This is a genomic window from Bradyrhizobium sp. UFLA05-109, assembly GCF_054185165.1.
Genome location: NZ_JBBIAR010000075.1, coordinates 26,515 through 45,667, shown reverse-complemented (window position 1 = coordinate 45,667; position 19,153 = coordinate 26,515). Strand labels below are relative to the sequence as shown.

Sequence of the window (19,153 nt, the reverse complement as noted above, 5' to 3'; positions counted from 1 at the left end):
GCCGAGATCATCGCGCTGCGCGAAGCCGCCAAGAAGATCGGCAGCGAGCGGCTGGTCGATTGCGACCTCTACGTGACGCTCGAACCCTGCACCATGTGTGCGGGCGCGATCTCCTTTGCAAGGGTCAGGCGGCTCTATTACGGCGCGGCCGACCCAAAGGGCGGCGCGGTGGAGTCCGGGGTGCGGTTCTTCGCCTCCCCAACCTGCCATCACACGCCCGAGGTCTATTCGGCGGTCGGCGAGAGCGAGGCCGCGCGGCTCTTGCGCGAGTTCTTTCGCGAGCGGCGCTAGCTGCCTACGAAAAACTCGCGCAGCGCTTTCGCGGTCACGTCGGGGTTTTCCTCGGTCAGGAAATGCCCCGAGTCCACCGGCATGCCCTCGACGTTGGTCGCCCATTGCTTCCAGGTGTCGAGCGGCGTGGCGGCGGCCTGGGCGACGCCGGCGTTTCCCCACAGCGCGAGCATCGGGATCGTGATCTTCTTGCCGGCCGCGAAATCGGCCTTGTCGAGTTCGTAGTCGAAATAGGCGCCGGCGCGATAGTCCTCGCACATCGCATGCACGCGCGCGGGGTCGCGGAACGGCGCGAGGTAGTGCTCGAGCGCGCGCCTGTCGATCGCGTCCAGCGTCTTCGACTTGGTCTGGCTCGCCATCTTGAAACGCAGGAAGAATTCGCCGTTGCTCGCGATCAGCGTTTCCGGCAGCGGCGCGGGCTGCGCCAGGAAGGTCCAGTGATAGATCTTCAGCGCATACTGCCGGTTCATGCGCTCCCAGTAATCATAGGTCGGCAGGATATCGAGCACGGCGAGCCGCGACAGCCGGCCGGGATGATCGAGCGCGAGGCGATAGGAGACTCGCCCGCCGCGGTCGTGGCCGGCGAGCGCAAAATGCACGTGGCCGAGCTGCTCCATGGCCTCGACCATGGTCTTCGCCATTGCGCGCTTGCTGTAGGGCGTATGCTGCGCATCGCTGTCCGGCATGTCCGACCAGCCATAGCCCGGCAGGTCGGCAATGATCAGCGTGAAGGCGTCGGCAAGCTGCGGCGCGACGCGGTGCCACATCACATGCGTCTCGGAGAAGCCGTGCAGCAGCAGCAGCGGCGGCCCCTTGCCGCCGACGCGGGCAAAGATGCGGCCCGAGGAGGTGTTGATCCATTCGGAGGCAAAGCCCGGGTAGAGGTCGGCGAGATCGGACATGACTTTCCTCCCCTCAAATGTCGTTTTCGGCCACCCTTTGAGGCGCGGCCACGGCGGCACCAACCAAAATGCCGAAAACAACCCCATGCAAAGTAGCACGGCGGCTGCCCGCAAGCGTGCGTCCGATGCGCGCGTTCCGGAAAAACGTTAGTTAAATCTTGGCCTTCTCCGCTTCCACCGCCTGCCAGCCGATGTCGCGGCGGCAAAAGCCCTCTGGCCAGCGGATGCGATCGACGGCCTGGTAGGCGCGCGCCTGCGCCTCCGCCACAGTCTTGCCGAGCGCGCAGACGTTGAGCACGCGGCCGCCATTGGCGAGGATCGCGCCATCCTTCGCCACCGTGCCAGCATGGAAGATCTCGACGGTGTCGACCTCAGCGGCCTCGTCGAGCCCGTCGATGCGGGTGCCCTTCCGGTAGTCGCCGGGATAGCCGTTAGCGGCCATCACGACGGTGAGCGCCGATTCCGGATACCAGCGCAGATCGAAGTTCTTGAGTTGCCCGTCGCAGGAGGCGAGCAGCGCCGGCACGATGTCGGACATCATGCGCAGCATCAGCACCTGGCACTCGGGATCGCCGAAGCGGACGTTGAACTCGAACAGCTTTGGGCCCTGCGTCGTCAGCATGATCCCGGCATAGAGCACGCCGCGGAACGGCGTGCTGCGCTGCTTCATGCCGGCGACTGTCGGCAGGATGATTTTGGCCATGATCGCGTCATGGATCGCCGGCGTGACCAGCGGCGTCGGCGAATAGGCGCCCATGCCGCCGGTGTTCGGGCCGACGTCATGGTCGAACACGCGCTTGTGGTCCTGGGCGGAGGCCAGCGGAATGGCGGTCTCGCCGTCGCACAGCGCAAAGAAGCTGATCTCGCGGCCCGGCAGGAATTCCTCGATCACCACCTCGGCGCCGGCCTCGCCAAAGGCGCCGTCGAACATCATGGCGATGGCGTCCTCGGCCTCGCGCATGCTCTTGGCGACGACGACGCCCTTTCCGGCGGCAAGGCCGTCGGCCTTGACCACGATCGGCGCGCCCTGGGTGTGGATGTAGGCGAGTGCGTCGGCTGCCTTGGTGAAGCGCTTGTAGGCGCCGGTGGGAATGCCGAACTCGGAGCACAGCGCCTTGGTAAAGCCCTTGGAGCTTTCGAGCTGGGCGGCGGCCTTGCTCGGCCCGAACGCCTTGATCCCGGCGGCTGCAAGATCATCGACGATGCCGGCCGCGAGCGGGGTCTCAGGGCCGACCACGACCAGTTCGACAGCATTGGTCTTGCAGAAGTCGATCACGGCGGCATGGTCGGCGACATCGAGCGCCACGCACTCCGCCTCGCGGGCGATCCCGGCATTGCCCGGTGCGCACCAGAATTTGGTCACCAGAGGGGACGCCGCAATCTTCCATGCGAGGGCATGTTCGCGGCCGCCGGAACCGAGCAGTAGAATGTGCATGCGTGTCTCAAAACGGGGGTGTGCTGGACGCGTCGGTCGCACGAATCCGCGCTGGCCTCAAGAGGGGGCTCCGTCATTCCGGGGCGCGCCTCTTGGCGCGAGCCCGGAATGACGGCGGGGATACGCCTAGCTCTGCTTCCCCGCAATGATCTCCTGCAACGTCGCCACATGCCGGGCGAACGCGCCGCGGCCCGAGGCGGTCGCGGTGACGGTGGTCTGCGGCTTCTTGCCGACGAAGGCCTTATCCACGGAGACGTAACCGGCCTTGGCCAGGGTCTCGATATGCGCGCCGAGATTGCCGTCGGTGGCGCCGGTGAGCTTCTTCAGGCGCGCGAATTCCAGGCCGGTGGCGACCGGCAGTGCGTTCAGAGCGGCCATGATCTTCAGCCGCAACGGCTGATGAATGATGTCGTCAAGCTCGGCCATCAGATCCGCCGCATCCAGAGGCCGCCCAGGATCAGGCCGCCGCCGTTGACGAAGGCCATCCAGAGCGGGAACGGCTCACCGATATAGAAGAAGCCGACCAACGTCAGAGCGATGATGCCGAGGCCGATCGCAACGAATGCATAGCCGAACCAGAGCCCCGCGAGTGTGTAGAACAACATGAAGTAGATCGGCCAGAATGCGCCGAGCTCGCGCGGGCCGAAATGACCGAGCACGTTGGTGCAGATATAACCGAACGCGAAGAACAGCACGAAGACCAGCACGAGCCTGATGTCGAAGGCGGCACCATGGACCTGCGGTGGACTCAGCAGGCGGAGCGCAACCAGGCCGCCGACACCCAGGATGTCGACGGCGGGCCAGGCGTAGACCGCGTAGTAGGGCCAGAGCCAGGTGACGACGTTGCCGGCGAAGACCAGCACACCCCACCATAACGCCGCAGCGCTGGCCAGCTCATAGAGCTGCGATTGCTTCACGCGCTGGACGATGTCGTCGATCTCCTTCAGTGCCGAGGCGGCGTCCTTGGAATCGATACTGATCATGATCCGCTCCCCGCTCTCACCATCTCATCCGCAATCGCCGACACCGCCGCTGGGTCGCTGATGATCCCCATGTGATTGGCGCCGGCGATCAGCTTCACCTGGATACGCTGACCGACGGCCTCCTGGAACCTGTCCGGAAACATCAATTCGTCGGCGGCGCCCGCGAACAGCGCGACCGGTTTGCCGGCGGCGGCAAGATCGTCGCGATAAGAGTTCGAGCTACCGAAATTGCGCATCAGGCGATAGGAATAGGTCGGAGCCAGGATTGCACTCGTGTTCGGGCCGACTGCAAACGCAATGGTCGGCAGCGATTCACAGCAGACAATTCCGAGCCGGCGCAGCATCGACAGAGCGAGGAAACGCGGAATGTCCGGGCTTGCCCAGCCGCCCGCGTCCTTCCGGCTGCTCGGCGCGTCGTGGCCGAGATAGGGCGCCAGCAGCATCGTGCGCGCAAACAGGTTCTGGATCGGCGAGCCCGCGACCCGCAGCGCAAAACCGCCGCCGGAAGAATGGCCAATCAGCGTCAACGCAGCGGTCGCATTGGCTTGGCGGATCTCGCCGACGAAATCGGAAAGATCGTCCTCGAGTTGGCCGAGATAGCCGATGTCGCCGCGCGTCCCGGAGGCCCCATGGCCGCGAATATCGGGCGCGTAGACATCGATGCCGCGCGCGGCGAGCCCCTTTGCCAGCGCATGGACGGCGATGCTCGATCCTGACGAGCCATGCACGACGATGGCGATCTGCCCGGTCGCCGGCGCGCGCGCCGGATAGCGCCGGTATCCCAGCTCGGTGCCGTCGCGAGCATGAAAGCGCTCGAGCGGGGGCATGTCGCTGCGATCCACGGCGCGCGCTGTCGCCGAGACCGAGGTCAATTCGGCCGGCCGCCGGATCGGCGTCGCGATCAGCCAGGCCAGCACCAGTCCGGCGAAGCCGAGGATAGCCAGGCCTGCGACGATGGCGGTCAGGCCGCCCCAAACGATTGCAGCGATCATGTCAGCCCCCGTCAACCCGGCATCATCGCAGCATCGTGCCGGCGGTCGACGGCACGTCGACGGCGCGCAGCACCGATGGTGCGCATGAACGTGTAACCAATCAGGAACATCGCGGCTTTGCTGACGATGCCATAGATCGACATGGCGACCGACCAGGTCGCAACGTCGACGTTGAGAGCGACGATCACGTTCAGCGCCGCCGAGAAGAACATCAGGCCGGACCAGGCATAGCCGACGATGACGGCGATATCCGGCACCAGTTCGATCGCGATCGGCGGCAGATAGCGATTCATCCACCCCCGCTTCAGCATCACAACACCGACGATGACGTAGATCACGCTCGGCTTGATCATCACGAAGCGCGGATCGTTGGTGATCAGCGTGACGGTGCCGGCGCCGAGCACCAGAAACAGGCTCATCCATTGCATGGTGTCGATCGGCTTGCGGCGCGCGACTTGCCAGCCGATCTGGGCGATGCCCAGCGCCATGCCGAGCACGACCGACAGGGTTACATTGTGTGTCAGCAGATAGAGCACGAGAAAGAACAGCGTCGCCGCCATGTCGAGCAGCAGCAATTTTCCAGCTTCGAACAGGTTTTTCACGGGTTCCTCCTCGGCCGGCCACCATCGGGTCTCATCACGACTGCCCACTCCCACGCGTTGCCACGTCGTCGGCGATCGCCGAGACCGCCTTCGGATTGGTGACGATGCCCATGTGGTTGATGCCTTCGAGCACCTTGACGTCGACGGACGGCTTCACCGCCTGCACGGCCTCTGCGTATTTGTCGGAGATCATCATCTCATCCGCGGCGCCGGCGAAGATCGTGAGAGGACGCGTCACGTTGGGCAGATCGATGCGGTAGCCGCGGGTGGCAAAATTGCGCATCAGGCGGTCGGAATAGGTAGAGACGAGGATCTTCTCGTAATTCGGTGGCACCGCGAAGGCGAGCACCGGAAGCTGCGAGCAGCAATCGATGCCGAGCTTGCGCAGTGCCGCGAGACCGAAGAAGCGCGGCAGGTCGGCATTGGCCCAGCCGCCCGAGTGCGGCTTGTTGGTGGGCGCGTCATAGCCGAGATAGGGCGCGAGCAGCACGGTGCGCACGAACATGTCCTGCATGATTGGCGTTGCCGCGACGCGCAGCGAGAAGCCGCCGCCGGCGGAATGGCCGATCAGGGTCAGCGGCAGGTCCGGCGCGCTCTTGCGGACATGCGCGACGAAATCGACGAGGTCGTCCTCAAGCTGGCCGACATAGCCGATATCGCCATGCGTGCCGGAGGCGCCGTGGCCGCGCATATCGAGCGCCCAGGTCTCGACCCCGCGCGTGGCGAGCGCCGCTGTCAGCGCGTGATTGACCGTGCCTGATGAGCCCGAGGAGCCGTGAATGAAGACCGCGCCGCGGCCGGTCGCCTGCCCCTTCGGCACGTAATGCCGGTAGCCCAGCCAGGTGCCGTCGCGAGCCTGGAAGCGCTCCAGTGCCGGCATCGTGGACCAGTCGATACCCCTGGCTGAGTCCGAGACGGAGCGCATCTCCGGCGGCCGCTCCAGTGGGGTCGCTATCATCGCGGTCAGCAGCAGCGCGACGGCGCCGACCGCACACAGGCCCCATTTCAAAAGGCCCAAAGCACCTCGCAGCAACCGGATCGCCATGGCTCAAACTCCGTTGGTTTTACCATCAGTAGAGAACTCTGTAACATAGAGTACTCTTTCGATCAACTCCCGGATTGGCGCTGGGATGCGAAAATCCCTAGTTTGAGTTTCGATCCCCAAATGCCGAATCGTTTGCCGATGCCATCAGCGGAACCCTTGCTCAACACGCCCGAATTCACCGTCTCCGAGCTCTCGCTGTCCCTGAAACGGACGGTCGAGGACACCTATGGCCACGTCCGGGTGCGCGGCGAGATCTCCGGTTTTCGCGGTGCGCACTCCTCGGGGCACTGCTATTTCGCGCTGAAGGACGAGAGCGCCAAGATCGAGGCGGTGATCTGGAAGGGCGTCCATGGCCGGATGCGCTTCAAGCCCCAGGAGGGGCTGGAGGTCATCGCCACCGGCAAGCTCACCACCTATCCGGGCTCCTCGAAATACCAGATCGTGATCGAGGCGCTGGAGCCGGCCGGCATCGGCGCACTGATGGCGCTGATGGAGGAGCGCAAGAAGAAGCTCGCGGCCGAGGGCCTGTTCGACGAGGCGCGGAAGCAGCTTTTACCCTGGCTGCCGGAGGTGATCGGCGTCGTGACGTCGCCGACAGGCGCCGTCATCCGCGACATCCTGCATCGGCTCGAGGACCGCTTCCCCCGCCGCGTGCTGGTGTGGCCGGTCAAGGTGCAGGGCGAAGGCTCGGCCGAGCAGATCGCGGCTGCGATCCGCGGCTTCAACGCACTGCCGGAGGGCGGCAAGATTCCCCGGCCGGACGTCTTGATCGTGGCGCGCGGCGGCGGCTCACTCGAGGATCTCTGGTCGTTCAACGAGGAGATCGTGGTGCGGGCAGCGGCCGAGAGCTTGATCCCGCTGATCTCGGCGGTGGGCCACGAGACCGACATCACGCTGATCGATTTCGCCGCCGACAAGCGCGCGCCGACGCCGACGGCAGCGGCCGAGATGGCGGTGCCGGTGCGCAGCGATTTGTTCGTCGAGGTCGCCGATCTCGCGCGACGCACCCGCGCCTGCTGGCAGCGTGGCCAGGAAAGCCGCCGCAACGAGCTGCGCGCCGCAGCGCGCGCCCTGCCTGCGGCGAGCGATCTCCTGGCGATCCCGCGGCAGCGGCTGGATTCCGCGGGCGCCGCCCTGCCCCGCGGGCTCAAGGCCAATACGCACGCGCATTTCCGCCGTTTCGCCGCGACCAGCGCGCGGCTGACGCTGCGGGTGCTGCACGGCCAGATCGCGCAGGCCGATCATCGCCTCACGGTGTGCGGCGAACGGCTCGGCCTCGCCGCGCGATCCTTGTTGCGGCGTCGGCGCGACCGCTTTGCCGGGCTCGAGGTGCGCTTGCGAGCCTCAAAACTTTCCAACGCGCAGGCGCAGCGCAATGCCATCGCCCGCCAGCGCGAGCGCACCCATCGCCTCTCCGAGCGCGCGAGCCGCGCGATGACGACGCTGTTGCAGCGGCTCGATGCGCGCGTCGGGAACAGCGGAAAACTGCTCTCGGCCCTGTCCTACCGCGGCGTGCTCGCCCGCGGCTTTGCGCTGGTGCGCGATGAGGCCGGACATCCCGTTCATGCCGCAGATGCAATCGGGCCGGCCGCGCGGCTCGAGATCGAATTCGCGGATGGACGCGTAGGCGCGACCGCGGACGCGGATCGGCCGGCGCCTGAGGCACGCGCGTCCACACAGCCGAAGCCGGCGTCACGCGAGGCGAAGCCGGCGCCGAAGCGCATGGCAAAGCCGGTGGATCAGGGCAGTTTGTTCTAGAGCTGTGAGCGGCGCTTCCCAACCTCGCAGTCATTCCCCTCGGAGGCGGGGAATCCAGTACGCCGCGGCATCTCCGTATCCTCGTACTGTCTCTGGAATACTGGATCGCCCGCCTCCGCGGGCGATGACACCGAGAACGTGGTGCGCATGTGTCCACAGGCGCGCATTGCGAGGTTCCGTCACAGCACCTACCGGCAGGACAATCCGGCGTCGATCGTGGTCCAGAAACCGCAATGTTCCGGAGTGACCAGCGGCGCGCCGGCGTGGGCCTCGAAGAGCAGGATCGCGATGGTGAAGACGACCAGTGCGGAGGAGAACAGGAAGAAGCGGTTCATCATGATGAATGGCGTTTAGCCGACATCATGGTCGAACTATGACCAGCGGCTGCAGGATTTGCGCTGAAACCTCAGGCCTTCGCAATCCGTAGCTTTAAGCTGTCGGCCATGACGACCTGTGCAGGGCGGTGGTCGATGCGGGGCTGTTCGCTACCTTGTTCCTCGGGCGGCCCCGCTTGGGGAACTGAGCGAAAGTGTAATCCGGGATTTCACCGCGTATGGCGCAATCCCGGATTTCGCTGCGCTCCATCCGGGCTACGAGACCTCCTCACCTTGCCAGCCACTCCGCGACCAGCTTCTGCGAATCCGCGCGGGCCTCGGTGTCGGTGCCGACATGGCCGCGATCGGGCGTTTCCGCCTCGGTCGCAGACGCGTGCAGTGGCAAATTTGCGCGGTCGAAATCATGATAGGCGCCGGGATAGACCACGATGCGCGCGAGCGCGCTGCGGCCGTAGGCGCCGTCCACCATCTGGCGGCAGGCCGGCGGCGAGGAGATGTCGTCCTTGCCGCCGATCAGGAGCAGTGTCGGTACGCGCGTGCTCCAGCCGAGCCCCGCCGAGATGCGACAGTCCGGATAGAACGCGATCGCGGCACGAAAATCCGGCGCGCCGTCACGGCCGGCGTTTTGCGGGCGCACGGCCCAGAGCAGCGCGCTGGCACCATTGGCCCAACCGATCAGGCTGACGCGTTCGCGCGCGACCCAGGGCTGCTTCATCAGCCAGCTGCGCGACGCTGCGATGTCGGCAACGCGTTCGCGCCGCGCCTTGATGTGCACTTCCTTGACGCGGCATTGCGGTCCGAGTTCGCGCGAGCCGTAGCTGTCGGGCCACAGCACCGCATTGCCAGCCTTGAGCAGTTGCTCGGTCCAGTCGCGGTAGCGCGGCTGTACGGGATCGGAATGGCCTCCGAGACCGCCGCAGCCATGCAGCGCGATCACGGTCGGAAACGGGCCATCGCCGTCGGGCTTGTAGAGCTGTGCGTGCAGTGTTCCCGAGCCGAGTGGAATCTCGATCGCCTGCGGCGCGGGCGCGGCGCGCGCGGCCGACATCAGGAGCATTACGAAGAGAACAACGAATCGAAGGGGCATCGAAGACTGCCGGGTCATGAGCGGACCGGGACCAACGATCCTTCGCCGCAGAACTATCACGCGGACATGCCCGCAAAACATCACAAATCGGTGGGTTTAACGGGCGGACAACCGACCCTATCTATGCTACATCGAAATCCACCAAATCTTTCTCGGAGACGATCGACCGTGCTGAACAAGTTCGGCCCCTCGGGCCATGGCGAAGCGCAGGTGCAATATCTGGACGGCGATTTCCGCGTGATCTCGCCGGGCACCTATGTGCGCTGCGCCGTGACCGACACGCGGATCCCGCTCGACGAGCTGAAATACTGGAGCGTCGACCTGCAAGAGGCCTACGCCCAACCGACTGCCGTGCTGCAACGGCATTTTCCGCGCGCGCTGAAGCCGCAGGAGTGAGTGACGGCGGCAACGGCGGTGGACGACAGTTTCACGCGAATTCTCCCGTTCGAGCACCGCTTCGATAGAAACTCTTCGATGAATGTCGCCTGAATGGGCGCTGTTGTAGGGTGGGCAAAGCGAAGCGTGCCCACCACTTCCGATGCGGTTAACGAAAGATGGTGGGCACGGCGCTGCGCGCCTTTGCCCACCCTACGAGACAGGCGCCCGCTACGAGATCAGCGCAGGCTGAACCGGCGCTCTCTTGCCTTGAACAGGCGGTCGCTGACGAAACGGCGCAGGCCTGCGGGATCGTCGAATTCGAGCGTGACGGCAAACGGCACGATGTCACCGGCCAGGCCCGCCATGCCCCGCAGGCGCGCGAGGTCCTTCTCGGTGGTGACCAGCGTGAGCTGCTCGCGTCTTGCCTCATCCACCATCGCATCGATCTCGGCCTGCGAGAACATGTGATGATCGGCGAAAGGACGCGTGCGCGCGACGTCGATGCCGCAGGCGCGCAAGCTGCGGAAGAAGCGCTGGGGATCGCCGATGCCGGCAAACGCAAGCACCGGTTTGCCGAACAGGCTTGCCACCGATGCGGCCTCCGGCTTCAGGCGCGCGCGCAGCACCGGTTTTCCGCGCGCGGCGATCTCGGCGGCGATGCCGTCTGCCGCCTGTCCGTCGCCGATCAGGACAAGCGCGTCGGTGCGCGACATCTGCATTTTCAACGGCGCACGCAGGGGACCTGCGGGAAACACCTTGCCGTTGCCGATGCCGCGCGCACCGTCGATCACGATGAGCGAGGCATCCTTCTGAAGGCGCGGGTTTTGAAAGCCGTCGTCCATCAGGATCACGGTTGCGCCCTGCGACCTCGCAAGCGCGACGCCGCCAAGCCGGTCGCGCGCAACCGCGACCGGCACCTCGCGCGCCATCATCAGCGGCTCGTCGCCGACATCGGTCGCGCTGTGCCTTGCAGCGTCGACCATCACCGGGCCCTGCAACCGCCCGCCATAGCCGCGGCTGAGCACGACCGGAGTTTCGCCGAGCGCGCGCAACAATTTGGTCAGGGCCAGCACCGTCGGCGTCTTGCCGGCGCCGCCGACATGGTAATTGCCGACGCAGAGCACGGGAATGCCGGCGTCGAAACCCTTGCGCATCATGCGGCGCTCCGCGACCGCGCCATAGAGCGCGCCGAGCGGCCCTAAAAAATGCGACTTGAACGAACGTGGCCGGTACCAGAAGGCCGGCTCACGCATTGGCGGCTCCCATCTCCAGCCGGAGCTGGAGCAGATAGGGCTCGAGCGCCACGAGCGTGCGATCCAGCGCGCCGCCGAGCTGCTCGACCACGCCATGGCCGGCGCGCTGCATCTTGTCGCGCACGGCGGGGTCGGCGAGCAACTGGCCGAGCTGCTTCACCAGCGCCTCCTGAGTATCGGCCGCGCGCGCGCCGCCGCTTTGGTCGAGCGCCGCATAGAGTTCGCTGAAATTGGAGACGTTCGGCCCGTGGACGATCGCAGCGCCGAGCTTGATCGCCTCGATCGGGTTCTGGCCGCCATGCCCGATCAGCGATTTGCCCATGAACACGATCGGCGACAGGCGGTAGAACAGTCCGAGCTCGCCCATGGTATCGGCGACATAGATGTCGGTCGCAGCCGTTGGCAGCTCCTCGCGCGAGCGCTGGCCTGCCTTCAGGCCCGAGGCCGTGATCAATCCCGAGATCGACGGGCCGCGATCCGGATGACGCGGCACGATCACGGTGAGCAGCGAGGGGAAGAAGCCGGCAAGCGTGCGATGCGCCGAGATCAGCATCTCGTCCTCGCCCGGATGGGTCGAGGCCGCGACGATGATGGGACGTCCCCGCGTCACCGCCATCAGCCGCTCGAGTTTTGCGGGATCGGCGGGCGGGGCGGGCACGTCGAGCTTGAGGTTGCCCGTGATCGCGACGTTCTGGCTGCCGAGCGCGGCAAAGCGCTCGGCGTCGGTCTTCGACTGCGCGAGGCAAACGTCGAACTTCGAGAGCAGTGCCGAGATCGTGCCCTGCACCCGCCGCCAGCGCGGGAAGGAGCGCGGGGACATCCGCCCGTTGATCAGGACCATCGGCACGCGCCGCGCGGCACCCGCCAGGATCAGGTTCGGCCACAGATCGGATTCGATGAACAAAGCGAGCGACGGCTGCCAGTGATCGAGAAAGCGCGCGACATAGCGAGGCGAGTCGTACGGCACGTATTGATGGATGACGTCGGGGGGAAAGCGCTTGGCCACCATCGCCGCCGAGGTCACCGTGCCCGATGTCAGCAGGATGCGCAGGTTGAGATCGCGCAGCCTCTCGACGAGCGCGGCTGCGGCCAGCACCTCGCCGACGCTTGCACCGTGAATCCAGACCAGCGGACCATGCGGCCGCACGTCATCGCTGAGACCACGCCGCTCGCCGACGCGGGCCGGGTCTTCCTTGCCCTGCTTGAGCCGACGCTTGATCAACGCAGGCGCGAGCGGCACCAGGCCGGACGACAGTCGCCTGTACATCCGCAGCGTCATCGGCAGCGAATTAGCCATGGTCCGGTTCCGGGCGGCCGAGTTGGGCATAGGCGAGGCGGGTTGCTTCGTTCAACGTCTCCTCCAGCTCCTGCCGCAGCGCCTCCATGGTGGCGGCGTCGGCGTCCGGCGGGACGTTGATTTCCTTGATGCCCACCAATGCGCCTCGCCCAAATGGCAAATTGATGGTGGTGCGATCCCAGTTCTTGAGCCGGATGAAGCGGCTGGTCGCCATCGCGAAAGGCATGATCGGCCGCCCCGATTCCCGTGCCAGCATGATGATGCCGAGCCCGGCCACGCGCGCGCGTTTCGGGACATCGGCGGTCAAGGCCACATTATAGTTGTCCTGGAGCGCCTGCACCATTTCCCTGAAGGCCCCGACGCCACCTTTACGGTGGAAAGCGCCGCCATGGTCGCCGGAGCCGCGGATGGTGCCGATGCCGAGCCGCTCCACCGCGATCGCGTTGAACTCACCGTCGCGATGCCGGGAGATCAGGACCTTGGCCCGGTAGGACTCCTTGTTCTTGATGAACGGCGTCAGGAAATGCTGGCCGTGCCAGAAGGCGAAGATCGCGGGGATCCGTGGCTCGACCTGGCCGTAGACGTCTGGCGGATCGAACGTGAACTTGTTGGTCCGCCAGACCAGACGCAGATATTCGGCCGCCAGGAACCCGGCGGCACGCTGAACGAAGCTGCTTCGCAGCGTATTGCGAAGCAGTCTCTTCAACGCGCCGGCTTCGGTTCTTGACCCGGGTCGAGCAGCCGGTGGAGATGGACGATGAAATAGCGCATCTGCGCATTGTCGACCGTGCTCTGCGCCTTGGCCCGCCAGGCGGCGTGAGCGGTCGCGTAATTCGGATAGAGGCCAACGATCTCGACGTCGTCCAGGTTCTTGAACGTGTTGTGTTCGAGGTCGACGAGCTCGCCGCCGATGACGAGATGGAGCAGTTGTTGCGGGGCGCTATCTGACATGGGTTCTCTTCCTAACGGGCTGCCCGGCAAGCAGTGATCGATAAGCACAACGGACGCGCTCAGGGCAAGGGGCGCTTTCGAAAATGCGCGACAATGTTCGCATGACGATCGCGGCCCGCGGCCACCAGCACCCCGTGCGCAACTTCCCGGCGATTATAGAGGAGAGGATCTCCGGAGAGGTCGCTCATCCTACCATCGGCTTCCTGCACGATCAAATCGGCCGCCGCAAGGTCCCAGTCATGGCTGTTGCCCCCTGCAAAAGCCGCATCGAGCGCGCCATGGGCGACCCGGCAGAGGCGGAGCGCAAGCGAACCGATTCGCGGATGCAGCTTGATCTCGCCCAGTGACGGCTTCAGGCGCTCGACCAGCGGCTTCGGTCCGGCAACGCGGGAGAAATCGAGTTCTTCCCCTTCCGTCGCACGCACGGGCACATCGTTCAAGGTCGTGCCGCGTCCGCGCGCAGCGAAGAAGAACTCGCCGGTCGTCGGCGCAAAGACCGCGGCGAGGACAGGCGAAGCATTCTCGACCAGCGCCACACTGACGCACCAGTCGTCATGGCCATTGAGATAGTTGCGCGTGCCGTCGATGGGATCGACGACCCAGACCAGCCGCCGCTTCAGCCGCGTCTCGTCGTCGGCGCTCTCCTCCGAGAGCCAGCCATAGTCCGGTGTCGCACCCCGCAGGCGCGCTTCGAGGAGATCGTTGACGGCGATGTCGGCTTCCGAGACCGGCGAGGAGGCGCCCTTGATCCACTTCTTCAGCTCGGTGCGGAACATCGCGTGAGCGAGGCTGCCTGCTTCCCGCACCGTATCCTTCAGCAGCGTCGCGTCGCGTGTCAGGCTGGTCTCGTCGATCGAGCTCGCGTCAACGTCCGCCAAGCGTCAAACCCTCGATGCGCACCGTCGGCGCATTGATGCCGTAGCGGAACTCGAGATCGTTCGCCGGCTGCATCGACTTGAAGATCTCGAACAGATGGCCAGCGAGCGTGACCTCGCTGACGGGATAGGTGGTCTTGCCGTTCTCGATCCAGAAGCCCGAGGCGCCGCGGCTGTAGTCGCCGGTGACGCCGTTGACGCCGGAGCCGATCAGGTCGGTGACGTAGAAGCCCTGGGCGATGTCGGAGATCAGCTCAGTCGGCGTCGGCGTTCCCGCTTCGAGATGCAGGTTGTACGGCCCCGGCGAGGGCGAGGAGGAGACGCCCCGATGAGCGTGGCCGGTGGTCTGAAGCCCGAGCTCGCGCGCGGTCGCGCAGTCGAGCAGCCAGGTGGTCAGCACGCCCTCCTCGACCAGCGCCTGGCTCTTCGCCACGACACCCTCGGCGTCGAAGGTCTGCGAGCGCAAGCCGCGCTTGCGCAGGGGATCGTCGATGATGCGGATGTTCCTGGCAAACAGCTGCTGGCCGAGCTTGTCCTTCAAAAAGCTGGTCTTGCGCGCGATCGAGGCGCCATTGATGGCGCCGACGAGATGGCCGACCAGCGAGCCGGCGACGCGCGGATCGAACACCACGGGCACCTTGCAGGTCTCGACCTTGCGCGGATTGAAGCGCGCTACGGTGCGCTCGCCGGCGGAGCGGCCGACCGTTTCCGGCGACAACAGATCGGCGGCATGCGGCGCCGAGGTGAAATCGTAGTCGCGCTCCATGCTCGTGCCTTCGCCAGTGATCGCGGTCGCCGAGATGCCCTGGCTGGAGCGCAGGTAAGAGCCGTGGAAACCGGTGCTCGTCACCAGCACCATGCCGCCGATGCCGGCGGAGGCCGACGCGCCACCGGATTTCGTCACGCCTTTCACGGCGAGCGCCGCAGCTTCGGCTTCCAGCGCGCGCCGCTCGAGCTCGGCCGTCGCAGGTACGTCGGGATCGAGCAGGTCGAGATCGGGGAAGTCGCGCGCCAGCAGCGCGGGATCGGCGAGCCCGACATATTTGTCGAGCGGGGCGACCCTCGCCATCGCAACCGCGCGCTCCGCGAGCTTGGTCACGGCGTCGCCGCTGACGTCGTTGGTGGAAACCACCGCCTGGCGCTGGCCGACCAGCACGCGCAGGCCGACATCATCGCCTTCCGAGCGCTCGGACTCCTCGACGCGACCGTCGCGGACCTCGACGCCCTGCGAGATGCCGCGCACGGCAACGGCATCAGCCGCGTCCGCACCGGCACGCTTGGCGGCCTCGACCAGCCGCTGCGCGAGATCTGACAGCGCGGACTGATCGAACAGGTCGCGATTGGCTTTGGACGAAAGCGTCGAGCTTGCGGATGGTGAAGCGTTCACGAACGAAATCCTGTCGGGATGGCGGTTTCGAAGCGGGTTGCGGCCAAACCAACCAGATGTGCTCAATTGGAGCGGACTTCAAGCATTTTCAGGCCACGAAAGGTTCAGATTCTCGCCTTTCGCGCAACGTCCCGTCAATCATGTGCGCCAAGGTCTTGTCAATCATGCCGGGTGGTGACGCCTCCTTAACCAGCCTTTTTAAGCCGTTTCCGCAACCTGTCGCGCTAAGGTCCTCGCATCGACCGGGAACATAATCCCGGCGGGGAGACTAAGAGCCGTGAGGCGTCAAACAGCAACAAGCGGGGCCAATCCCGCCGGGTCGAGCCGCTCCTTGCGGCTCGACCCTCTTTCTCTGCCGGTCCGTTTCGATGCGCATGATCCGCGCGCCGACGGCCATGTCAGGCAGATCGAGCTTCATCGCGAACGCGTCGTGCTGCGCCGTGCCGTGCGCGGCATGCAGATGGCCGTCAACGTCCGCGTCAGCGATTTTACCGGCATTGCGCTGCGCGGCATCGACGACGCGCAAATGCTCGTTCTCGTGCATCGCGATCCTTCGCTTGCCGTTCCACTTCTCGTCAGCGCCGACGCCGACGAGATCGCGAAGGCATGGACGATGTGGAGCGAGATTTTCGCCCTGCCCCAGCTGGACGAAGCCAGACGCGATCCCGCAGCCCGGCGCCGCCGACGCAACGCGATCCGCGATCGCCGTCCGAAATTTCTGGTGCGCCGGCGCGCCGGCGTCGCGCGCCAGTTGCCGGTCCATCGCGGCGAGCGCGAGATCATCGCAAGGAACTGAGCACGGCGCTGTAGGGTGGGTTAGCCGAAGGCGTAACCCGCCACTGTCTATCTTCACGGAAACAAAAGACGTGGGTTACGCTTCGCTAACCCACCCTACGAACCTACGCCGCTCGCATCACCGCATCCCCGAGCAATCCCGCAAACAGCAGCAATCCCGCATCGCGGTTCGAGTAGAACAGGCGCTTGCAGAGCGTGGGATCACTGATGTTCAGCCGCCTGATCTGCCACGCAAGATGCGCGGCAAAGGCGGCGAGCCCGAGCCAGGCCGGCCAGAGCACGTCGGCGGAGGCGAGCGCGACGCCGATCAGCATCACCGCGAGCCCGTAGAACATGATCAGCGCCTGATGCGTGTGGGCGGCGAACAGGCGCGCGGTGGACTTGACGCCGATCAGCGCATCGTCCTCGGCGTCCTGATGCGCATAGATCGTATCGTAGCCGATCACCCAGGCGATCGAACCGGCGTAGAGCACGAGCGCAGTCAGATCGACGCGCGCGAAGGTGACGGCAAAGCCCATCAGCGCGCCCCAGGAGAAAGCGAGCCCGAGGAAGACCTGCGGCCACCAGGTGACGCGCTTCATGAAGGGATAGATGGCGACGATCACGAGCGAGGCGATGCCGGTCATGACGGCAAAGCGGTTGAACTGGAGCAGCACCGCGAGGCCAATGAGCGCCTGCGCGACCAGGAAGGCCAGCGCCTGCTTCACGGTGATTTGTCCCGCGGGCAGCGGCCGGGAGCGCGTGCGCTCGACCTTGGCATCGAGGTCGCGGTCGGTGATGTCGTTCCAGGCGCAGCCCGCGCCGCGCATGACCAAGGCACCGATGAAAAACAGGACGATCGTGAGCGGCAGATGACGGATGTCGCGCGCCACGCCGGCGGCCAGCGTCGCCGACCACCAGCACGGCATCAACAGCAGCCATGAGCCGATCGGGCGATCGTAACGGGACAGCCGCAAATAAGGCCGCGCCCATTGCGGGGCGAGCGTATCGACCCAGTTGCCGGTGGAATCGGCAACGCGGGCGGATGTATCACTCATCGGGTCAGGACGTTGCCGTTAAGCGTGTCGAAAGTGTTGCCGCCCTTCTTGGCGGCGTTGGCTTCAGGCGCCGACGCAGAGCCGAGCACCTCGCTCAGGGACGGGCCGGCCGGCCCGCGCTGCTTCATCTGCTGCGCGACCTGGCAGACCTTGTTCTGCATGCCCTCGCTGTTCTTGTGCCCGGCCTTCAACTGCTCGGAGATCTGCGGCGGAATTCCGCATTTGGCCGAATTGGCCTCGACATATTTCATCATCTTCACTTCGGCCTGCACGAAACTGCGGATCAGGTTGCAGGCCTCATCCGGCGGCGCATGGCGATCGCTTGCGGCCTTGATCAGCTTGCCGCGCTTCTCCGTCTCATCACGCAGCCCCATGAAACCCTTCATGCACTGCTCGGCGCTGGCACTGGGCCCGCTCGGGGGCGCGGCGCTGAAGCCGCCGCCGCCGACTGGCGGGGCACCGCTGGTCGGGAACGAGGCCTGCGGCGGCGCCCCGATGCTGGCGACCGGCGCGCGGCCGTTGACCGGCGGAAAAGCGGGATCGTTCGCGGGCGCTGCAGCCTGGCCGGGCAGCGGCGCGGGGAATGCGCTCTGCGCCTGGACGCTGGCTGCGCCCATCGCCACCATGGCGGCAGTGATCGGAACCATCAAACGACGGATCATCAAGGCTGTATCTCCGGCAGGATCCACAGGGGGTCGGCGCCTTCCCAATTGAAGCGCAACAGGCATTTTCGCGCTTTTACGATTCCTGCCGGCCCTTAACAACCCGTCGAATAGGGCAAGAGCGCGGCGCCGGGACGCTCGCGAGGGGCAATATTTACCCCCAAATCGCTGCTTTCGGTTAAGAACGGCCGCAAACCGGACCCTGAACGCATGCCTTCCCACGACTTCCGCGCCCCCCGTTTGTTCGTCGAGGCCGACCTGATCCAGGACGCCAAGGTCGCGCTCGACCGCGACCAGAGCAATTACCTCGGCAACGTGCTGCGGCTTGGCGCTGGCGATCCCATCCTGGCGTTCAACGGCCGCGACGGCGAATGGCAGGCCGCGATCGAGGGCCGCAAGCGCCCCGATGCCCTCGTGATCCTCAAGCAGACCCGCACACAGGACCAACTGCCCGACCTCGCCTACGTCTTCGCACCGCTCAAGCATGCGCGGCTGGACTACGTCGTCCAGAAGGCGGTGGAGATGGGCGCCTCGACCCTCCAGCCGGTGCTGACCCGCTTTACCCAGGCCTCGCGCGTCAATGGCGAGCGCATGCGCGCCAATGTCATCGAGGCGGCCGAGCAATGCGGCATCCTGAGCCTTGCGACCGTGGCCGATCCGGTTCCGCTCGAGCGCTTCCTCAGCCAGCGCGCGGCGCAGCGGCTCCTGGTGTTTTGCGACGAGGCCGCGGAGGCGGAGAACCCGCTCAAAGCCCTGCAAGCCGCGCGCGATGCAACTCAGGGCATCGACGTGCTGATCGGACCCGAGGGCGGCTTTGCCGAGGAGGAGCGCGCCCTGCTCCTGCGCCAGCCCCATATCCTGCGTCTGGCTCTGGGTCCACGAATCCTGCGGGCCGACACGGCGGCCGTGGCCGCCCTCGCGCTGGTGCAGTCCGTGCTCGGCGACTGGGGCGGCCCGCGGGGCTAGGCGACCATTAAGCCATTGGTCCATTGGAGGTCGAAACCGTCATCGGGCCATGCTAAGGGGCTGCGCCAACACGCGCCCCACCTTTTGCCCGTCCCGGTTCCGCCGGGGCAAACGGACCCCGT

Annotated in this window: 23 protein-coding genes; 6 read left to right on the top strand and 17 right to left on the bottom strand. The window is 65.9% G+C overall.

Annotated elements, in window-relative coordinates:
• Positions 1–291, top strand: a 291-nt coding sequence (locus Q3C01_RS37275) for a nucleoside deaminase (protein ID WP_458150280.1), incomplete at its 5' end; no start/stop codon positions are given.
• Here Q3C01_RS37275 and Q3C01_RS37270 read toward each other — a convergent pair.
• Positions 288–1,193 carry an alpha/beta fold hydrolase gene (locus Q3C01_RS37270; RefSeq protein ID WP_458150279.1) on the bottom strand — a complete coding sequence of 302 codons (906 nt, stop codon included), beginning with the start codon at positions 1,191–1,193 and terminating at the stop codon, positions 288–290. The two genes, Q3C01_RS37275 and Q3C01_RS37270, sit on opposite strands and share 4 nt — an antisense overlap.
• Between Q3C01_RS37270 and Q3C01_RS37265 the strand changes: the two genes are divergently transcribed.
• Positions 1,192–1,344 (top strand): hypothetical protein, encoded by a 153-nt coding sequence (locus Q3C01_RS37265; protein ID WP_458150277.1) that lies wholly within the window; start codon positions 1,192–1,194, stop codon positions 1,342–1,344. The genes Q3C01_RS37270 and Q3C01_RS37265 overlap by 2 nt on opposite strands.
• Here the strand turns inward: Q3C01_RS37265 and purD are convergent, their stop codons facing one another.
• The 6 genes from purD to Q3C01_RS37235 all read right to left on the bottom strand — a co-directional run bounded on the left by purD (position 1,345) and on the right by Q3C01_RS37235 (position 6,250).
• Positions 1,345–2,628 carry a phosphoribosylamine--glycine ligase gene (purD, locus tag Q3C01_RS37260; protein WP_458150276.1) on the bottom strand — a complete coding sequence of 428 codons (1,284 nt, stop codon included), beginning with the start codon at positions 2,626–2,628 and terminating at the stop codon, positions 1,345–1,347.
• Positions 2,629–2,754: 126 nt separating this feature from the next.
• Complete coding sequence (locus Q3C01_RS37255; RefSeq protein ID WP_458150275.1) at positions 2,755–3,054, bottom strand: winged helix-turn-helix domain-containing protein; 300 nt, start codon at positions 3,052–3,054, stop codon at positions 2,755–2,757.
• The gene (locus tag Q3C01_RS37250) at positions 3,054–3,611 is read right to left on the bottom strand and encodes a hypothetical protein (protein ID WP_458150274.1); all 558 of its coding nucleotides are present in this window, start codon (positions 3,609–3,611) and stop codon (positions 3,054–3,056) included. The genes Q3C01_RS37255 and Q3C01_RS37250 overlap by 1 nt, the downstream gene beginning before the upstream one ends.
• Positions 3,608–4,603: an alpha/beta hydrolase gene (locus tag Q3C01_RS37245; protein ID WP_458150272.1), complete on the bottom strand. Its 996-nt coding sequence runs from the start codon at positions 4,601–4,603 to the stop codon at positions 3,608–3,610. Before Q3C01_RS37245 ends, Q3C01_RS37250 begins: the two co-directional genes overlap by 4 nt.
• Positions 4,604–4,614: 11 nt before the next feature.
• Positions 4,615–5,205: an inner membrane-spanning protein YciB gene (locus Q3C01_RS37240; RefSeq protein ID WP_458150270.1), complete on the bottom strand. Its 591-nt coding sequence runs from the start codon at positions 5,203–5,205 to the stop codon at positions 4,615–4,617.
• Positions 5,206–5,239: 34 nt separating this feature from the next.
• Positions 5,240–6,250, bottom strand: a complete 1,011-nt coding sequence (locus Q3C01_RS37235; RefSeq protein ID WP_458150269.1) for an alpha/beta hydrolase — start codon at positions 6,248–6,250, stop codon at positions 5,240–5,242.
• Between the two features lie 138 nt (positions 6,251–6,388).
• On the opposite strand from Q3C01_RS37235, the gene xseA reads away from it, so the two are divergent.
• A complete protein-coding gene (gene xseA, locus Q3C01_RS37230; RefSeq protein WP_458150267.1) occupies positions 6,389–8,008 on the top strand; it encodes an exodeoxyribonuclease VII large subunit in 1,620 nt (539 codons plus the stop codon).
• A 188-nt stretch (positions 8,009–8,196) separates the two neighbouring features.
• On the opposite strand, the gene Q3C01_RS37225 is transcribed toward xseA, so the two are convergent.
• Positions 8,197–8,346 carry a hypothetical protein gene (locus Q3C01_RS37225; protein WP_156944520.1) on the bottom strand — a complete coding sequence of 50 codons (150 nt, stop codon included), beginning with the start codon at positions 8,344–8,346 and terminating at the stop codon, positions 8,197–8,199.
• A gap of 265 nt (positions 8,347–8,611) precedes the next feature.
• Complete coding sequence (locus Q3C01_RS37220; RefSeq protein ID WP_458150266.1) at positions 8,612–9,430, bottom strand: dienelactone hydrolase family protein; 819 nt, start codon at positions 9,428–9,430, stop codon at positions 8,612–8,614.
• Between the two features lie 168 nt (positions 9,431–9,598).
• Here Q3C01_RS37220 and Q3C01_RS37215 point away from each other — a divergent pair, with 168 nt between their 5' ends.
• Positions 9,599–9,826, top strand: coding sequence for a DUF2093 domain-containing protein (locus Q3C01_RS37215; RefSeq protein ID WP_458150265.1), 228 nt, complete (start codon positions 9,599–9,601; stop codon positions 9,824–9,826).
• 218 nt (positions 9,827–10,044) lie between these two features.
• Here the strand turns inward: Q3C01_RS37215 and lpxK are convergent, their stop codons facing one another.
• Genes lpxK through Q3C01_RS37185 form a run of 6 tightly spaced genes read right to left on the bottom strand, consistent with a single transcriptional unit; the run spans position 10,045 to position 15,571 of the window.
• On the bottom strand, positions 10,045–11,061 hold the full coding sequence (lpxK, locus tag Q3C01_RS37210; RefSeq protein WP_458150264.1) for a tetraacyldisaccharide 4'-kinase: 1,017 nt from the start codon (positions 11,059–11,061) through the stop codon (positions 10,045–10,047).
• Positions 11,054–12,388 (bottom strand): 3-deoxy-D-manno-octulosonic acid transferase, encoded by a 1,335-nt coding sequence (locus tag Q3C01_RS37205; protein WP_458150263.1) that lies wholly within the window; start codon positions 12,386–12,388, stop codon positions 11,054–11,056. The genes lpxK and Q3C01_RS37205 overlap by 8 nt, the downstream gene beginning before the upstream one ends.
• Positions 12,351–13,064: a lysophospholipid acyltransferase family protein gene (locus tag Q3C01_RS37200; protein ID WP_458150261.1), complete on the bottom strand. Its 714-nt coding sequence runs from the start codon at positions 13,062–13,064 to the stop codon at positions 12,351–12,353. Before Q3C01_RS37200 ends, Q3C01_RS37205 begins: the two co-directional genes overlap by 38 nt.
• Entirely contained in the window at positions 13,061–13,309 is a 249-nt protein-coding gene (locus tag Q3C01_RS37195; RefSeq protein ID WP_449376804.1) for a DUF4170 domain-containing protein, read from the bottom strand. The genes Q3C01_RS37200 and Q3C01_RS37195 overlap by 4 nt, the downstream gene beginning before the upstream one ends.
• A gap of 59 nt (positions 13,310–13,368) precedes the next feature.
• Complete coding sequence (locus Q3C01_RS37190; protein ID WP_458150260.1) at positions 13,369–14,187, bottom strand: 3'(2'),5'-bisphosphate nucleotidase CysQ; 819 nt, start codon at positions 14,185–14,187, stop codon at positions 13,369–13,371.
• On the bottom strand, positions 14,174–15,571 hold the full coding sequence (locus Q3C01_RS37185) for a TldD/PmbA family protein (RefSeq protein WP_458150259.1): 1,398 nt from the start codon (positions 15,569–15,571) through the stop codon (positions 14,174–14,176). The genes Q3C01_RS37190 and Q3C01_RS37185 overlap by 14 nt, the downstream gene beginning before the upstream one ends.
• Positions 15,572–15,848: 277 nt before the next feature.
• Between Q3C01_RS37185 and Q3C01_RS37180 the strand changes: the two genes are divergently transcribed.
• Positions 15,849–16,367: a DUF6101 family protein gene (locus Q3C01_RS37180; protein ID WP_458150258.1), complete on the top strand. Its 519-nt coding sequence runs from the start codon at positions 15,849–15,851 to the stop codon at positions 16,365–16,367.
• A 103-nt stretch (positions 16,368–16,470) separates the two neighbouring features.
• Here the strand turns inward: Q3C01_RS37180 and ubiA are convergent, their stop codons facing one another.
• Both ubiA and Q3C01_RS37170 read right to left on the bottom strand, forming a co-directional pair.
• Entirely contained in the window at positions 16,471–17,403 is a 933-nt protein-coding gene (ubiA, locus tag Q3C01_RS37175; RefSeq protein WP_458150257.1) for a 4-hydroxybenzoate octaprenyltransferase, read from the bottom strand.
• The gene (locus tag Q3C01_RS37170) at positions 17,400–18,065 is read right to left on the bottom strand and encodes a hypothetical protein (RefSeq protein ID WP_458150256.1); all 666 of its coding nucleotides are present in this window, start codon (positions 18,063–18,065) and stop codon (positions 17,400–17,402) included. The genes ubiA and Q3C01_RS37170 overlap by 4 nt, the downstream gene beginning before the upstream one ends.
• A gap of 210 nt (positions 18,066–18,275) precedes the next feature.
• Here Q3C01_RS37170 and Q3C01_RS37165 point away from each other — a divergent pair, with 210 nt between their 5' ends.
• Positions 18,276–19,031, top strand: coding sequence for a 16S rRNA (uracil(1498)-N(3))-methyltransferase (locus tag Q3C01_RS37165; protein WP_458150255.1), 756 nt, complete (start codon positions 18,276–18,278; stop codon positions 19,029–19,031).
• The last annotated feature ends 122 nt before the right edge of the window (positions 19,032–19,153 follow it).

What these genes read in the sequence shown, in the direction of transcription:
- Q3C01_RS37265 (WP_458150277.1), top strand. Translation starts at nt 1,192, where the DNA reads ATGACTTTCCTCCCCTCAAATGTCGTTTTCGGCCACCCTTTGAGGCGC.
- Q3C01_RS37270 (WP_458150279.1), bottom strand. Translation starts at nt 1,193, where the DNA reads ATGTCCGATCTCGCCGACCTCTACCCGGGCTTTGCCTCCGAATGGATC.
- purD (WP_458150276.1), bottom strand. Translation starts at nt 2,628, where the DNA reads ATGCACATTCTACTGCTCGGTTCCGGCGGCCGCGAACATGCCCTCGCA.
- Q3C01_RS37255 (WP_458150275.1), bottom strand. Translation starts at nt 3,054, where the DNA reads ATGGCCGAGCTTGACGACATCATTCATCAGCCGTTGCGGCTGAAGATC.
- Q3C01_RS37250 (WP_458150274.1), bottom strand. Translation starts at nt 3,611, where the DNA reads ATGATCAGTATCGATTCCAAGGACGCCGCCTCGGCACTGAAGGAGATC.
- Q3C01_RS37245 (WP_458150272.1), bottom strand. Translation starts at nt 4,603, where the DNA reads ATGATCGCTGCAATCGTTTGGGGCGGCCTGACCGCCATCGTCGCAGGC.
- Q3C01_RS37235 (WP_458150269.1), bottom strand. Translation starts at nt 6,250, where the DNA reads ATGGCGATCCGGTTGCTGCGAGGTGCTTTGGGCCTTTTGAAATGGGGC.
- xseA (WP_458150267.1), top strand. Translation starts at nt 6,389, where the DNA reads ATGCCATCAGCGGAACCCTTGCTCAACACGCCCGAATTCACCGTCTCC.
- Q3C01_RS37225 (WP_156944520.1), bottom strand. Translation starts at nt 8,346, where the DNA reads ATGATGAACCGCTTCTTCCTGTTCTCCTCCGCACTGGTCGTCTTCACC.
- Q3C01_RS37220 (WP_458150266.1), bottom strand. Translation starts at nt 9,430, where the DNA reads ATGCCCCTTCGATTCGTTGTTCTCTTCGTAATGCTCCTGATGTCGGCC.
- lpxK (WP_458150264.1), bottom strand. Translation starts at nt 11,061, where the DNA reads ATGCGTGAGCCGGCCTTCTGGTACCGGCCACGTTCGTTCAAGTCGCAT.
- Q3C01_RS37205 (WP_458150263.1), bottom strand. Translation starts at nt 12,388, where the DNA reads ATGCCCAACTCGGCCGCCCGGAACCGGACCATGGCTAATTCGCTGCCG.
- Q3C01_RS37195 (WP_449376804.1), bottom strand. Translation starts at nt 13,309, where the DNA reads ATGTCAGATAGCGCCCCGCAACAACTGCTCCATCTCGTCATCGGCGGC.
- ubiA (WP_458150257.1), bottom strand. Translation starts at nt 17,403, where the DNA reads ATGAGTGATACATCCGCCCGCGTTGCCGATTCCACCGGCAACTGGGTC.
- Q3C01_RS37170 (WP_458150256.1), bottom strand. Translation starts at nt 18,065, where the DNA reads ATGATCCGTCGTTTGATGGTTCCGATCACTGCCGCCATGGTGGCGATG.
- Q3C01_RS37165 (WP_458150255.1), top strand. Translation starts at nt 18,276, where the DNA reads ATGCCTTCCCACGACTTCCGCGCCCCCCGTTTGTTCGTCGAGGCCGAC.